This window comes from Stenotrophomonas sp. PvP093 (genome assembly GCF_017876915.1).
GTDB lineage: Bacteria > Pseudomonadota > Gammaproteobacteria > Xanthomonadales > Xanthomonadaceae > Stenotrophomonas > Stenotrophomonas muris.
This window is the reverse complement of record NZ_JAGIOX010000004.1, coordinates 3546400-3560184: the sequence shown is the minus strand read 5'-3', so window position 1 is coordinate 3560184 and position 13785 is coordinate 3546400. Positions and strand designations below refer to the sequence as shown.

Here is a 13785-nt window from a genome sequence, read left to right as displayed (position 1 = left end):
CACCCCGCCCGGACGCGCTCCCATGCAAGACGCTCTCGTTGCCCAGCCCAAACCCCCCATTCCAAGGATCGCGGCGTGGCTGATGATGCTGCTGGGCATGTGGCTGGCGCTGAAGCTGGGCCTGGTGGTGACCCTGCTGTCCGGCCTGCTGGTGTTCCAGCTGACGCACGTGCTGGCCTCCACCGTGGAGGGCAAGCTGCCGCCGGGGCGGGCACGGGCGATCGCAGTGATCGTGCTGTCGGCGATCATCATCAGCGGGCTGGTACTGGCCGGCATCGGCGTGGCCTCGTTCTTCCGCAACGAGACCGGCGGCCCGGACGCATTGCTGGCGCGCCTGATGGAGATCCTCAACACTTCGCGGCACCAGGTGCCGGCGCTGCTGCAACCCTACATTCCCGAAGACATGCCGGCGTTGCGCGCGGCGCTGAACGACTGGGCCGCCGAGCACCAGCGGCAGCTGGGCGTGGCCGGTACCTCGGTGGTACAGGTCGGTGTGCGCGTACTGATCGGAATGGTGCTGGGCGCGATGATCGCGCTGTATGACGAACTGCCGCTGCCGAAGATGGGCCCGCTGGCGCAGGAGCTGGTCGGGCGCACCAGCCGCCTGGCCACCGCGTTCCGCCAGGTGGTGTTCGCGCAGGTGAAGATCTCGCTGCTCAACACCGTGTTCACCGCCATCTTCCTGCTGGGCGTGCTGCCGTTGTTCGGCGTGCACCTGCCGCTGTCCAAGACCTTGGTGCTGATCACCTTCCTGGCCGGCCTGCTGCCGGTGGTAGGCAACATCATTTCCAACACGATCATCGCCATCGTCGCGCTGTCGGTCTCGTTCTATGTGGCGGTGGCGGCGCTGCTGTACCTGATCGTGATCCACAAGCTGGAGTACTTCCTCAACGCGCGCATCGTCGGTGGCGAGATCCAGGCGCGTGCCTGGGAGCTGCTGCTGGCCATGCTGGTGATGGAGGCGGCCTTCGGCCTGCCGGGCCTGGTCGCCGCACCGGTGTTCTATGCCTACGTGAAGCGCGAACTGGTCGACCAGCGCTGGATCTGACGCGGCGGGGCATGACGTAATTTGCCCCGATTCGACGACCCGTGCGGCCTTTGTCGGTGCGTTCGCGGCGGGCGCGGTATACCCATGGCAACGATTGATCCGGTAGCGGCTTGGCGCCTGTGCAGGCGGCCGCTACAGTGTTGTGCACTACAGGGGAAATGTGCATGGCCCGCAAGGCGTCGCCCATCGGATTGCGGACCTGGGTCTGGATCCTGGCCGGGCTGTTCGTAGTCTGTACGCTGCCATTGATGGCCATCGCGCTGGTGCAGGGCACGCTGCGCTTCACTGCCGCCGAGGACAACCTGGTCAGCCTGCGCCAGCTGCGGCAGACCTTCGACCTGGCCAACCTGGTGTCGGCCGAGCGCGGCCCCGCCAACAGCCTGCTCGGGGCCGACACGGCCGATGCGGGCGAACAGGCCCGGCTGGCGGCGGAGCTGGCAGTCGCGCGCAAGCGGGTCGATACCGCCCTGCAACGCCTGGACACCGTGTTCAACGCTCACCCGGGCGTGGTCGACGAACACGGGCTGCTGGCCGATGCGCAACGTCGCCTGCAATCGGCGCGGGCCGCGGTGGACCGGGTGGCGGCACAGCCGCATGGCGCGCGCCAGGTGGAGGACGTGGAGCGCGCGATCAGCAGCATGTTCGCCGTGGTTGATCGCCTGCACGTGCTGACCTCGGCGCAGATCAACGTGCTGGTCAGCGCCGACCGCGAAGCGGCGATTCCGGCGATGCAGGGCCAGGTGCTGATCGACCTGCGCGAGCATGGCGGCCGCCTGGCCTCGAACGTGATGGCGCCGGTGGCGGTGCCGGGGGCCTGGCGTGACGAACAGGTGCGGGCGGCATTGCAGACCGAAGGCCGCCTGCTGGAGCTGTGGCGGCTGGCAGGCAGCCATGAAGCGGTGTTCCGCAGTGATCCAGCGCTGTCCTGGCATTGGGACATGGCGCGCCGGCAGTTCTTCGGCGAATCGCTGCCGATGATCGAACAGTTGATCGAGGATGGCCGGCGCGGCGTGCCGCCGCCGTGGACCACCGCCGAATTCACCACCCGCTACGTGCCGACCCTGCGGTCGCTGGAAGCGCTGCGGGACGGCTACCTGAGCGTGTCCATCGCCCGTTTCGAACGCACCCGCAATCGCGAAGCGACGCGCCTGGTGGTGCTGGTGGCGACGGTGCTGGGCACGCTGGTGGTGCTGGGCGTGGCGCTGCGCATCGCGCATCTTCAGATCCTGCGGCCGCTGCTGCAGGCGCAGAAGCAGGTCATCCAGATCGCCTCGGAAGCGCCCGGCCCGGAGCAGCATGTGACCCACCCGCTGGCCGAGATGCAGCGCCTGTTCGATGCCATCGAAGTGCTGCGCGAGAAGTCGCGCGAGCGCTCGGCATTGACCAGCGAGCTGCGCCAGCTGGCCGGCACCGATGAGCTGACCGGGCTGTTGAACCGGCGCGCGCTGGACGAGTTGGTGCAGCAGCGTCATGCCGACGGTGGCAACAGCGCGGTGGTGATCCTGCTGGACGTGGACCGCTTCAAGGCGATCAACGATGGCCACGGGCATGACGCCGGTGACGAGGTGCTGGTGCAGGTGGCGCAGCTGCTGCAGCGCCACCTGCGCCGCAGCGACAGCATTGCCCGCTATGGTGGCGAGGAGTTTCTCGTGTTGCTGGCCGACGGTGATCTGGCCGGTGGCCGCCAGCTGGCCGAGTCGCTGCGGGTGGCGCTGCAGCGGCTGGACATCGCCCTGGTCGGTGGCAAGGTGCTGCGCGTCACCGCCAGCTTCGGTGTGGCCGAGGGCGGCACCGACGCGCTGGGCTGGCGCACCCTGCTGCGTGCCGCCGACGCGGCCATGTACCAGGCCAAGGCGCAGGGCCGCGACCGCGTGCGCGTGGCTGGCGGCGGCCGCAACGCACGTTGACGGCACCCATCAGCCGATCTGCGCATGCACGCGCAGCAGCGTGCGCGCAATCATCCGGCGCGCGATGGGACGCGGCACCGAGAGTCCACGCCAGCGCAGCGCACCCACACGGAAGGTGGCGCTGGCAGTGGCCAGCACCTTGCCGGCCGGGTCGGTCAGCCAGCCGCGGGTGAAGGCGATGCTGCCCTTGCTGTGCTCGACTTCGCCCCAGCCGATGATCCGCCCGGGCCGTGCGGGGCTGACGAAACTGGTCTTGGATTCGACCGTGACCGCGATGCGGTTGGCAGGCAGGGTGGCGTAGATCGCTGGCCCCATGCAGTCGTCCAGCATCGCTGACAGGAAGCCGCCCTGCACGTTGCCCATCGGGTTGGTGAGCACCGGCCCGGCCTCGAACTCGACCTGGATGCGGCGCAGTGCATCGTCGTAACCGACGAAGCGCCAGCCGAGCAGGGTGCCGGCCTGGGAGCGTGGAAGATCACCGTTGACCACGCTGTAGAAGATCGATTCGGGATTCATCGTGGAGCCTCGCGGGGGAGAGGGGAGAAAAAGAACTCACTGCGGTAGCGACAACAGGGCCAGCACGAATCCGATGACCGACAGCAGCACCACTGCGGCGCCGGCGGGCACCGGTGTACGCGCACCGGTGCGTCGCCGCACGCCGGAAGCGACCAGGACCGGCGGCAGGGTGGCGACCAGGCAGAACAGCTGGAACGCCAGCAGCTGCGGCAGTGCGAAGTGACCTCCGAAGAAGATCAACCAGGCCAGCATCACGCCGGCACCGGCCAGTGCGATCCAAGCAGCGCCGACCACGCGGATGAGTGCCATCAGCAGCACCTGCATGCGGGGGTCGATCTGTGCCCACGGCCTGTCCACGGCCTGGCCGTGGTAGGGCATGAAGTCGGAGCGTTTCAGATAGGCCGCAGCAAATAGGCAGACAATGAAGAACGCCAACAGGTAGCAGCCGAACGCGAGCCAGGCGGACAGGTCCATGTGGAGGCCATGCGGTTGCGGAGGAAAGGCCGCGTTTGTACCGGCAGCCATGCCGGTCGCGCCACGGGGTTGCGCGATTCTGGGGCAGCACGCCGTTAGGGGCGTGTCGCGGCTTGCAGGGCCGTTCCTCCATCTGCCGTTAACGCCAGTGTGGTGGTGAGGAGTGCGTCACGTACGCGCCATGCGCTCTATCTCGTTTCCTGTGAAGAGGCCGCAACTACCCGTCCACGCCCAGGTCACCGCGCTGCGCAGACGCTGGGATTCCATTCCATGAAGGACGACGCCATGACCCAGCTCACCCTGCCCGAACTGGCCAGGAAAATGGCCGGCATTGATTTCACCCTGCTGCAGACCCACGCCGGTGGAGAGATTGCCGGCCGTCCGATGAGCAACAATGGCGACGTGGACTATGACGGTGACAGCTGGTTCTTCACCACCGAAGACACCGACATGGTGCGCGAGATTGAAGCTGACCCCGCCGTTGCGCTGGGTCTTTCCGGCAGCAAGTCGCTGCTGGGCAAGCCGCCGCTGTTCGTGCACGTGCAGGGCAGGGCTGTGCTGGTGCGCGACCGGGCCACGATGAGCCAGCACTGGGTGAAGGACCTGGAGCGCTGGTTCGAACAGGGCGTGGATACACCGGGGCTGGTACTGATCCATGTGCGCGCCAGCCGCGTCCACTACTGGGATGGCGAGGACGAGGGCGAAATCGTGATCTGACCGGAACCACGCAGCGCCCGGCGCATCGCGTTCCAGGGTCAGCAGTGCGCAGGGTGTGCTGCCGGATCCTCAAGGTTGGCCAGTTCCGGTGCCAAGGCGTGCTCCACCGCACGCCGCAGCAGTGCCGGCGCGACATAGTGCCGGTGCCCGGCGTCGATCAGGGCCATGTACATGCCGCCGAACGCATTGAGGGTCTGCACGCGTGAGCCCAGGCTGATCTCGACATGTCCATCGCGATGCCGCTGCACGCGCACGCTGCTGCGGAAACGCAGGTGCCGATCGTCGGCGCCGAGCAGGACTTCGGCGTCGTTGTCCTGCGTATCGATGTGCGAATCCAGCACCGGGAATCGACCAGCGAACAACCGGCTGCGATCGGTCGACAGCAATGACGACACCGGGCATCCCAGCGGCGACGTGCGCAACCGCAGCGGTGCCACCAGTCGGTTTCGCAGCGCCATCAGATGGCCTACGCCGCTGGGTGGATTGCGCAGGAAGCCCTCCAGTACGTCGGCCAGCAGCGCCGACGCTGAACGGTGGAGCACCTGCGAGGGTTCCAGGCACAGGGTGGTCAGGTCCTGGTAGTGGCTGTGCGGCAGCGCTGTGGTCAGCAGGCCATCGGTGGGCGCGGGCCGCGAATGGATGGGATAGGCCGGTGTGGCACGTTCGACGAACCCGCGCAGCGGCCGCATGGGGATGCGGCGCAGCGGGCCGAGCAGGGCACGGGTACGCGCGCACAGGAGCGCGCACACGCTGGGAGGTGCCGCCTGCAGCGACAGCTGCAACAGCGGTGCCGCCGCAAGCGAGGTGCACGAAGGCCAGTACGATTCCGGAAGCACCTCGGTCAGGCTGGGGATATCGGCGGCATTGCGCTCCACCTGCGCACGGGTCTGCTCGCTCATTCGGCCTGCCAGTTCATCGCTGTGGCAGGACAGCGCAAACAGCGCCGGATGTGCAGGATGGTTCGACGCGAACTGGTGCCAGGTGCCGCCGCCGAAGCGCACGGTAAACAGGCAGTCCGGTGGGATGCGGACGCGCCGAAGCGTGCGCGCGAAGGCACCAGGACCTGCTGCCAGCTGCGCGTCGGAGGCGGTAGCGAAACGCAGCTCGGCTCCCGCGCTGCCGGCGATGGCGGTGAAAATGCGCGGGCCTGCATGGCGATGAAACGGGTGGCCACCGGCACCGACGGTGAAGCTGTACAGCGAGGAGGCATCCCCGTGCTGCAGGTGCATGCCACCCAGTCGCGCCGAAGGTTCATCCAACGCATCGATGAAGGCCGGGTGGTGGCGCTGACGCTGGCCGGCGTCACTCACCAGCGCGTCGCCGGCACCGATGCCGAGCTGCGCGATCAGGGTGACTTCGGTCGGACTGCCGCCGTCCTGTGCCGGAAGCTGCACTGCTGGAAACGAACGGCGATCGCGGGTCGAACCAGGCATGGTCATGCTCCTTGGCGGGGCGGATCAGCGGGCGGGGGACTTGCGGCGGGCGCGGGCTTCACGCTTGAGCGGGCCGCCGACCGGGCAGACTTCGGCCGCCCACGAGAACAACGTGTTGGCCAAACGGTCGGGTACCTGCCTGAAGTACACGAACTGGCCGCGCTTCTCGCGTTCGATCAGTCCGGCTTCCTCGAGGATGCGCAGGTGGCTGGACAACGCCGGCTTGCTGAAGTCGAAGCGCTCGGCCAGCTCGCCCGCGCTGAGCTCGCCGGCGCTGAGATAGGCCAGGATCTGCCGGCGGGCGGTGGAGGCAAGGGCTTCGAAGATGCGGTCCATGGCGAGGGAATTAACTAATTCGTTAATTAATGTTGCTCCCGCAGCTTAAGACTGTCAAGCCATGAGACTGTCAAGCCATGACCCATTGCGCGGCGCGCCCGGGCTTTGCCATCCTCCCTGCTGTTTTCCGTAGCGTGGAATCCCGATGCGTCCTGCGTTCTGGCTGGCTTTGGCCCTGCTGCCCACCCTGGCGGTGGCGCAACCCGCGCGTGCTCCCAAGGCCAAGGCCCCGGCGCAGGATCCCTTCAGCGAGTTGTTCGATACCGCCTGCATGCAGCACATCGGCGCGCCGGCGCGGTTGCAGTCGCTGATGGAATCCAACGGGCTGTCACCGCTGCAGCCTGCCGAAGCGGCAACGTTGCTGCAGGGGCAGTCGGGCGTGGCCTGGATGGTGCCGCTGGCCAGCGGCCGTTATGCGGTCAGCTGGGCCGACGATGGCACCTGCTCGGTGTATGCGGAAAAGGCCGATGCGGCGGTGGTGCAGAAGGGCTTCGCACGGCTGGTGCAGGCGGCACCGAAGCCATTGCAGGCGCGCTCGCTGCCGGGCCGTGGTCCGCTGTCGGCCGACCAGGTGGCGATCCAATACGGCTGGGCCACGCCGGGGCAGGCCAAGCTGCAGGTGCGCTTCCGGCTGGTGACGCGGCAGGCGGCCGAGGCCGGCGTACAGGCGATGGCCTCGGTGACGCCGGGGGACGCGATGCTCGAACCCGCGGCTCCCACCCCGTAACGCCTGCCGGGGCCCGCGCCCAGCCGGTGGACCATGCCCGCGATTCAGCCTTTCACGCAGGATGTGTTATATCGTTTATCGATAAATCCACCCTGGGGCGGCGAGGCCACCCCAATGCCGGAGGCCGCTTGACCGCTCGTCCCGCCCGCGCCAGACCCGCGCGAGGCTTGTTCACCCTGGCCCAGGCCGCCGTACAGGCCGTCCGGGCGATGTGCTGGCTGGGCATCCTGGCCGCACTGCTGGCGGTGCCCCTGGTCGCCCATGACCGCCGCTGGCTGCTCGACAGCGTGCATGACGCCGAGGCCGCCGCCGCGCATGGCAACGACCTGTTCCTGCACTTCTGCCTGGGCCTGGGCGCGATCGTCGCGCTGCTGGTGCTGTGCCTGCTGTTCCTGCGCCATCTGCTGAGGCTGCTGAAGTCGGCGGCGCGCGAGCGGCCGTTCACCCATGCCAATGCACAGCGCCTGCAGCGCATGGCCTGGCTGATGCTGGCAATGGAACTGCTGTCGATCCTGATCGGTGCCTACGCGGCCTGGATGGGCCCGGATTTCACCTGGATGGAGGTGGGCGGCGGCATGTCGATCACCGGGCTGGTGGCGGTGCTGATGCTGTTCGTGCTCGCACGCGTGTTCGCCGTGGGCGCGGCGATGCGCGATGACCTTGATGGTGTCATCTGATGGCGATCGTCATCACCCTGGACCGCATGCTGCAGGCACGGGGCATGACCCTGTCCGAGCTGGCCGGGCGCATCGACATCACCCTGGCGAACCTGTCGATCCTGAAGACCGGCAAGGCGCGAGCCATCCGCTTTTCCACGCTGGATGCGATCTGCCGCGAGCTGCAGTGCACGCCCGGCGACCTGCTTGGGCATGACCCGGCGCAGGCGCAGGATGCCGACTGAGTGGACGCCCTTTTCCCTTACCCACTGACGAAACGGACCTGAAATGGAATGGTTGGCTGACCCCTCGATATGGATGGGCCTTGCAACCCTGGTCGTGCTGGAGATCGTTCTCGGCATCGACAACCTGGTGTTCATTGCGATCCTTGCCGACAAGCTGCCGCCGCACCAGCGCGACCGCGCGCGGGTGATCGGCCTGGCGCTGGCACTGCTGATGCGGCTGGTGCTGCTGGCGGCGCTGGCCTGGATCATGAAGTTGACCGAGCCGCTGGTGACCTTGTTCGACCACAGCTTCTCCGGGCGCGACCTGATCCTGCTGGGCGGTGGCCTGTTCCTGCTGTTCAAGGGCACCATGGAACTGCACGAACGGCTGGAAGGCCGCGCGCATCACGAGGATGGCAAGAAGGTCTATGCCAGCTTCGCGATGGTGGTGGCACAGATCGTGGTGCTCGACGCGGTGTTCTCGCTGGACTCGGTGATCACCGCCGTCGGCATGGTCGACAACCTGGGCGTGATGTATGCGGCCGTGACCATCGCCATGGCGCTGATGCTGCTGGCCAGCAAGCCGCTGACCCGCTTCGTCAACAAGCATCCCACCGTGGTGGTGCTGTGCCTGGGCTTCCTGCTGATGATCGGCTTCAGCCTGGTGGCTGAAGGCCTGGGCTACAAGATCCCGAAGGGCTACCTGTACGCAGCGATCGCTTTCTCGATCCTGGTCGAGGCGTTCAACCAGTGGGTGCGTTTCAACCGTGAGCGCAACGAGCGCCGCCAGCCGTTCCGCCAGCGCACCGCCGATGCCGTGCTGAGGATGCTGGGCGCGCGTCCAGCGAACGGCCACGAGGACGAAGGCGTGGACGAGCAGGTGGACGCCGACGAGCGCCTGCAGCCGGCGGAGCACGAAATGATCCGCAGCGTGCTGGGCCTGGCCGATCGTCCGGTGTCCAGCGTGATGACTGTGCGTGCCGACGTGCAATGGATCGACCTGGCGCGTGGTCAGGAGGATGTGGTGGCGCGCCTGGTGGCCTCGCCGCATACGCGCCTGCTGGTCGGCGACGGTGACCTGGACAGCCTGCGTGGCGTGGTGCAGAGCCGGGACGTGCTGGCCGACCTGCTGCAGGGCAAGCCACTGCAGCTGGAGGGCAACCTGCGCGAACCGCAGTACGTTCTGTCCACTGCCAGTGCGCTGCAGGCGCTGGAACTGATCCGCCAGCATCCGGTGCCGCTGGCGGTGGCGGTGGACGAGTACGGCAGCGTGGAGGGCCTGGTGACCGCCAACGACCTGCTGGCGGCGATTGCCGGTGACCTGGTCGATACCCAGGACGAGCGCTATGGCGTGGTGGCGCAGGGCGAGGATCAATGGGAGGCCGATGGTGCGCTGACCCTGGACGACCTGCAGCGTTTGGCGGGCGTGTCGCTGCCCCGCAGTGCCGACTACATGACCATCTCGGGTCTGGTGCTGGAGCAGCTGGGCCGCCTGCCGGACGTCGGCGACGCGGTGGAGGTGGCCGGCGTGCGCATCACCGTGCTGGCAATGGAGAAGCGCCGTATCGCCCGCCTGCGGGTGGAGCGCCTCGACGGAATGGCCTGACCGCCTGTTGTTGTAGAGCCGGGCCCATGCCCGGCTGCGTGTCGAGAAGCCGAGCATGGGCGCGGCTCTACACAACACGACCCGCAGCCGTCACCATGGCGGGCCCGCTTTCTGTCATGGATGGTTGCAGTGCTGAGTACGATCGGTTTGTTGATGGGCCTGTATGTGGCCTGGCGCCTGTTCTGGCCGCTGCGCATGCCCATCGGGTTGAAGGTCGTGCTGTCGCTGCTGGTGGTGGCCACGGCCGTGCAGCTGCGCATCGTGGCCACCTTCTGGGGCACGATGGCATCACCGGAAATCCCGAAGATGGCCATCGCCGTCCTGGCCACCGGCTCCACGGCGGTGCTGCTGCTGGCGTTGCTGATGCTGGTGCTGGATGTGGGCCTGCTGCTTTCGCGCCTGCTGCGATGGCCGCGCATCGTATCGGCCCTGCGCGCCTCGAAGCTGCGGCCGTTGGCCGGCCTGCTGGCGCTGCTTGTGAGTGGCTATGGCATCAGCCAGGGCATGGCCGTGCCCCAGCCCAGGCAGATCGACGTGGCGATCAAGGATCTGCCTGCTGCGTTCGACGGCTATCGCGTGCTGCAGCTGACCGACATCCACGCCAGCCGCCTGCTGACCGGCGACTGGGTGCGCAGCGTGGTGGACGAGAGCAACGCGCTGAAGCCGGACCTGATCGTGATCACTGGCGACCTGATCGACGGCAGCGTCGAGGCCCGCCGTGACGACGCGCGTCCTCTGGCCGATCTACGAGCGCCGGACGGTGTCATCGCCATCACCGGCAACCACGAGTACTACGCGCAGTACCAGGACTGGATGCAGGCATTCCGCGCACTGCGCATGCAGGTGCTTGAGAACAGCCACATGCAGGTGCGGCGCGGCGACGCGGCGCTGACCATCGCCGGTGTCACCGATCCGGTGGCGGCGCGCTATGGCCTGCCGTTGCCGGATCTGGATGCTGCGCTGGCCGGTGCCGATCCGTCCGCACCGGTGATCCTGCTCGACCATCGCCCGCGCAATGCACGCGAGGCGGCGGCGCGTGGGGTGAAGCTGCAGCTGTCCGGGCATACCCACGGCGGGCAGATCATCGGCATGGACCAGCTGGTGAAGCGGGCCAATGGTGGCTTTGTCTCCGGCCGCTACGACGTGGAGGGGATGACGCTGTACGTGGGCAACGGCGCGGGCCTCTGGGCCGGTTTCCCGGCGCGCATCGGCGTGCCTTCGGAGATCACCCTGATCACGCTGCGCCGCGCGCCTTGACCTGATGTGGGGTCAGATCCCTTTGCCTTTGGCAAAGGGATCTGACCCCGGCCCGTCAGGCCGCCCGCAGCGGCGGCCGCGCATGCGCACTTCGACGCAGGGCCTGCGCCCGCTTGGCGATCCAGCGCACCACGAAGGCGGTGAACAGCAGCGCCGACGGCACCGCATACCAGAAGTTGCCGGGCACGCGCTTGAAGTACGAGTAGGTGAACACCGCCGCGATGATCCACATGCCGGTGACGTGCAGGCGACGCCAGGCGGTGGGTCCCATGCGCCTGGCGAGCCCCCGGTGCGAGGTGATGGCCAGCGCCAGGATGGCGATGTAGCCCACCGTACCCGGGAGGTTGGCCAGCGCGGAGCGTGCTGGCCAGAACGCCGGGTTGAGGATGCCGAAACTGGTGATGGCGACTGCGTGCAGCAGGTGCGAGAACGCGAAGGACAGACCGATGATGCGCCGTTCGCGCAGCAGGAACCGGGTGAACGGGCCGGGCAGCAGGGTGGCGAAGGAGGATGCCGTGAATGCCGCCAGGAACAGCAGGAACGATGTGCGGGCGGTGAGCCGGATCGCCGCGCGGCTGCCTTCGGCTGCATCGGGATACAGGGCGAAGGCGGTCAGTGCGAACGCGATCAGGACCACGGCGATGGCTACGAACAGGCGCCAGCCGTGCAGGAAGGAAATGTTGGAAGCAGCCATGATGAGACCTCGAAGTAGGGGGCGGGTAGTGCCGGCCGCTGGCCGGCACCTCAGAAAGCAGGCAATGCAACCAGCACCCCCGCCGTGCACAGCTCGCCCAGAACGGGCACGCAGGCAGCACGCAATGCGTCCGTTGCCACGTCATGTGTTTCGGACAGCGCCTGCAGTGCCTCATCCACACGCGCGCCGTCGTCACCGAAGACCGAAAGCAGCGCGTAGGCCAGCGGTGACGGTTGCTCGACCTTCAGGCTGAAATCGGCGCGGCGCTGGATCACCAGCAGCGTGGGAGCTGCGCCCAGCACCGGCTCCAGGCCCTCGTCCTCATGCACCGGCCACCGGTACCCAAGCACCCGCACCAGCGGCGAAACCGCCAGCACATCACTGTCCTCGGGTACGCGCTGCAGCAAACAGCCAGTGCCACGCGCTTCAATGTGCAGCGACTGCTGCGTGCTCTCGTAGTGCGCCAGTTCCGCCGCCCAGCCCGGCAGTACCAGCGTGTCCTGCACTGCCAGCCAGGCCGCGAACTCGCCGGCGATCCGTGGGAACAACGGGGTCTGGCAGGTGTGGCGGGCGTAATAGTGCGCCACGGTGTCGCGCCAGCGCGACGTGCCCAACTGCTGTTGCAGTCGCGGCAGGCTGCCGGCCAGCAGGGTGTCCAGGCTGTCGATGCACAGGCGGCGGTATACCGCCAGCCTGCGCGCCTCCACGCCATCGGGTGCGGTCTTTGCAGGGTCCCGCACATGATCGGCCCAGCGCCGTTGCAGGGTAGCCAGCGGCTCAGCCATGGGCCACCTCCGGCCAACGTGCCTCAGCCTGCGCCTGGCGGATCTGCGCGATCTCGGCCAGCAATCCGGCCAGCGGCGGGAAGTTGAAGTCGCGTTCGAGCAGCGTGGGACGCACGCCCACCCGCATGTAGGCCTCGCGCAACAGGGCCCAGACCACGCCTTTCACCGGCGCACCATGGGTATCGATCTTGAAGCCGTCGTCTTCATCGAAGTGGCCCGCTACGTGCAGCGAGGCGACACGGTGGGACGGCACGTGGGCCAGGAATTCGAAGGCGTCGTAACCGTTGTTGCAGGCATTGACGAAGACGTTGTTGACGTCCAGCAGCAGGTCGCAGTCGGCTTCGGCGAGCACGGCGTTGATGAAGTCGATCTCGCTCATGTCCGCGCCGGCAACGGCGTAGTAGGAAATGTTCTCCACGGCGATGCGCCGGCCCAGCATGTCCTGCACCTGGGCGATACGGCCGGCGACATGGTGAACGGCCTCGGCGGTGAACGGCAGTGGCAGCAGGTCGTAGACATGGCCACCGGCGGCGCAGTAGCTCAGGTGTTCGCTGTACAGCTGCACCTGGTGCAGGTCGAGGAAGGCACGGGTCTGTGCCAGCAGGGTGCGGTCCAGCGGATCAGGACCGCCCAGCGACAGCGACAGGCCGTGGCAGGTCAAGGGGTGGCGCTCGCTGAGTTGGCGCAGCGCGTCGCCGTGTGCACCGCCGACGCCGATCCAGTTGTCGGGGGAGACTTCGAGGAAGTCGATGGCACCGGCCGGCATGGCCAGCAGTTCGTCGATCAGGCCACGGCGCAGGCCAAGACCGGCGGCATGGGTGGGCAGGGGCAGGGACATGGCGGATGCTCCACAGAGAGCGCCGCCTTGAAGGCGGCGCCGGGTGAACGTCGATCAATCGGCAACGCGGGAGAACAGGCCCTTCGGCATCGGCTTGCCGTTGGCGGTGTAGACGCTGCGCAGGTAGTCGTGCGCTTCCTGCTCGCTGATGTAACCGTCGTGGTCGGTGTCGATGCGGTCGAACTCGGCGGCACGCTTGGCGGCCACAGCGTTGAATTCGGCACGCGAGACCTTGCCGTCGTGGTCGCGATCAGTGCGGGCAAACGAGGCGTCGCCGCACTTGCCTTCGCCACACTGGCCCTCGGCCACCTTGGCCTTGCCGGCGGGCTTGCCGGTGGTGGCCTTGTTGGCCCCGCACTTGCCTTCACCGCACTTGCCTTCGGCGGCGGCGCTCATGGCCACCGCGCTGATCGCCAGCGGCTGGATCGCCGCGGCCTGGCCGGCCAGCAGCAGGCCACCGGCCAGGGCGATGCCGATGGCACCGATGCGCGGCAGGCGGGAGGAAGAGGTGTTCTTGGTCGAGATGGACATGGTGGTGACTCCTTGGGAAAGCACGCGGGGCGTGCG

16 protein-coding genes are annotated in these 13785 nt (G+C 67.7%); 8 read left to right on the top strand and 8 right to left on the bottom strand.

Annotated elements, in window-relative coordinates:
* Positions 1 to 22 precede the first annotated feature (22 nt).
* Both J3A72_RS19235 and J3A72_RS19230 read left to right on the top strand, forming a co-directional pair.
* On the top strand, positions 23 to 1048 hold the full coding sequence (locus J3A72_RS19235; RefSeq protein WP_032961540.1) for an AI-2E family transporter: 1026 nt from the start codon (positions 23 to 25) through the stop codon (positions 1046 to 1048).
* Between the two features lie 164 nt (positions 1049 to 1212).
* Positions 1213 to 2955 carry a GGDEF domain-containing protein gene (locus J3A72_RS19230; protein ID WP_075076575.1) on the top strand — a complete coding sequence of 581 codons (1743 nt, stop codon included), beginning with the start codon at positions 1213 to 1215 and terminating at the stop codon, positions 2953 to 2955.
* 9 nt (positions 2956 to 2964) lie between these two features.
* Here J3A72_RS19230 and J3A72_RS19225 read toward each other — a convergent pair whose 3' ends face one another.
* Together J3A72_RS19225 and J3A72_RS19220 are read right to left on the bottom strand one after the other, a co-directional pair.
* On the bottom strand, positions 2965 to 3471 hold the full coding sequence (locus tag J3A72_RS19225; protein ID WP_075076556.1) for a PaaI family thioesterase: 507 nt from the start codon (positions 3469 to 3471) through the stop codon (positions 2965 to 2967).
* Between the two features lie 36 nt (positions 3472 to 3507).
* Positions 3508 to 3945, bottom strand: a complete 438-nt coding sequence (locus J3A72_RS19220; protein ID WP_046429425.1) for a hypothetical protein — start codon at positions 3943 to 3945, stop codon at positions 3508 to 3510.
* A 285-nt stretch (positions 3946 to 4230) separates the two neighbouring features.
* Here J3A72_RS19220 and J3A72_RS19215 point away from each other — a divergent pair, with 285 nt between their 5' ends.
* Positions 4231 to 4662, top strand: coding sequence for a pyridoxamine 5'-phosphate oxidase family protein (locus J3A72_RS19215; protein WP_075076555.1), 432 nt, complete (start codon positions 4231 to 4233; stop codon positions 4660 to 4662).
* Positions 4663 to 4700: 38 nt separating this feature from the next.
* Here the strand turns inward: J3A72_RS19215 and J3A72_RS19210 are convergent, their stop codons facing one another.
* Both J3A72_RS19210 and J3A72_RS19205 read right to left on the bottom strand, forming a co-directional pair.
* Positions 4701 to 6095 (bottom strand): DUF2867 domain-containing protein, encoded by a 1395-nt coding sequence (locus tag J3A72_RS19210; RefSeq protein WP_075076554.1) that lies wholly within the window; start codon positions 6093 to 6095, stop codon positions 4701 to 4703.
* Positions 6096 to 6119: 24 nt separating this feature from the next.
* On the bottom strand, positions 6120 to 6431 hold the full coding sequence (locus J3A72_RS19205) for a metalloregulator ArsR/SmtB family transcription factor (RefSeq protein ID WP_004147836.1): 312 nt from the start codon (positions 6429 to 6431) through the stop codon (positions 6120 to 6122).
* Positions 6432 to 6576: 145 nt separating this feature from the next.
* Between J3A72_RS19205 and J3A72_RS19200 the strand changes: the two genes are divergently transcribed.
* The 5 genes from J3A72_RS19200 to J3A72_RS19180 all read left to right on the top strand — a co-directional run bounded on the left by J3A72_RS19200 (position 6577) and on the right by J3A72_RS19180 (position 10901).
* Positions 6577 to 7158: a hypothetical protein gene (locus J3A72_RS19200; protein ID WP_049441141.1), complete on the top strand. Its 582-nt coding sequence runs from the start codon at positions 6577 to 6579 to the stop codon at positions 7156 to 7158.
* Positions 7159 to 7367: 209 nt separating this feature from the next.
* Positions 7368 to 7835: a DUF2975 domain-containing protein gene (locus tag J3A72_RS19195; RefSeq protein WP_041864087.1), complete on the top strand. Its 468-nt coding sequence runs from the start codon at positions 7368 to 7370 to the stop codon at positions 7833 to 7835.
* Positions 7835 to 8059 (top strand): helix-turn-helix transcriptional regulator, encoded by a 225-nt coding sequence (locus J3A72_RS19190; RefSeq protein ID WP_012479411.1) that lies wholly within the window; start codon positions 7835 to 7837, stop codon positions 8057 to 8059. The genes J3A72_RS19195 and J3A72_RS19190 overlap by 1 nt, the downstream gene beginning before the upstream one ends.
* A 43-nt stretch (positions 8060 to 8102) precedes the next feature.
* On the top strand, positions 8103 to 9644 hold the full coding sequence (locus J3A72_RS19185) for a TerC family protein (protein ID WP_032960799.1): 1542 nt from the start codon (positions 8103 to 8105) through the stop codon (positions 9642 to 9644).
* Positions 9645 to 9764: 120 nt separating this feature from the next.
* Positions 9765 to 10901, top strand: coding sequence for a metallophosphoesterase (locus tag J3A72_RS19180; RefSeq protein ID WP_032960797.1), 1137 nt, complete (start codon positions 9765 to 9767; stop codon positions 10899 to 10901).
* Positions 10902 to 10956: 55 nt separating this feature from the next.
* On the opposite strand, the gene J3A72_RS19175 is transcribed toward J3A72_RS19180, so the two are convergent.
* Genes J3A72_RS19175 through J3A72_RS19160 form a run of 4 tightly spaced genes read right to left on the bottom strand, consistent with a single transcriptional unit; the run spans position 10957 to position 13749 of the window.
* Positions 10957 to 11595 (bottom strand): ferric reductase-like transmembrane domain-containing protein, encoded by a 639-nt coding sequence (locus J3A72_RS19175; RefSeq protein WP_014646319.1) that lies wholly within the window; start codon positions 11593 to 11595, stop codon positions 10957 to 10959.
* Between the two features lie 50 nt (positions 11596 to 11645).
* The gene (locus tag J3A72_RS19170) at positions 11646 to 12380 is read right to left on the bottom strand and encodes a putative DNA-binding domain-containing protein (RefSeq protein WP_032960795.1); all 735 of its coding nucleotides are present in this window, start codon (positions 12378 to 12380) and stop codon (positions 11646 to 11648) included.
* The gene (locus tag J3A72_RS19165; RefSeq protein ID WP_053494608.1) at positions 12373 to 13218 is read right to left on the bottom strand and encodes a DUF692 domain-containing protein; all 846 of its coding nucleotides are present in this window, start codon (positions 13216 to 13218) and stop codon (positions 12373 to 12375) included. The genes J3A72_RS19170 and J3A72_RS19165 overlap by 8 nt, the downstream gene beginning before the upstream one ends.
* A gap of 54 nt (positions 13219 to 13272) precedes the next feature.
* On the bottom strand, positions 13273 to 13749 hold the full coding sequence (locus J3A72_RS19160; protein ID WP_014646322.1) for an EF-hand domain-containing protein: 477 nt from the start codon (positions 13747 to 13749) through the stop codon (positions 13273 to 13275).
* Positions 13750 to 13785: the final 36 nt, after the last annotated feature.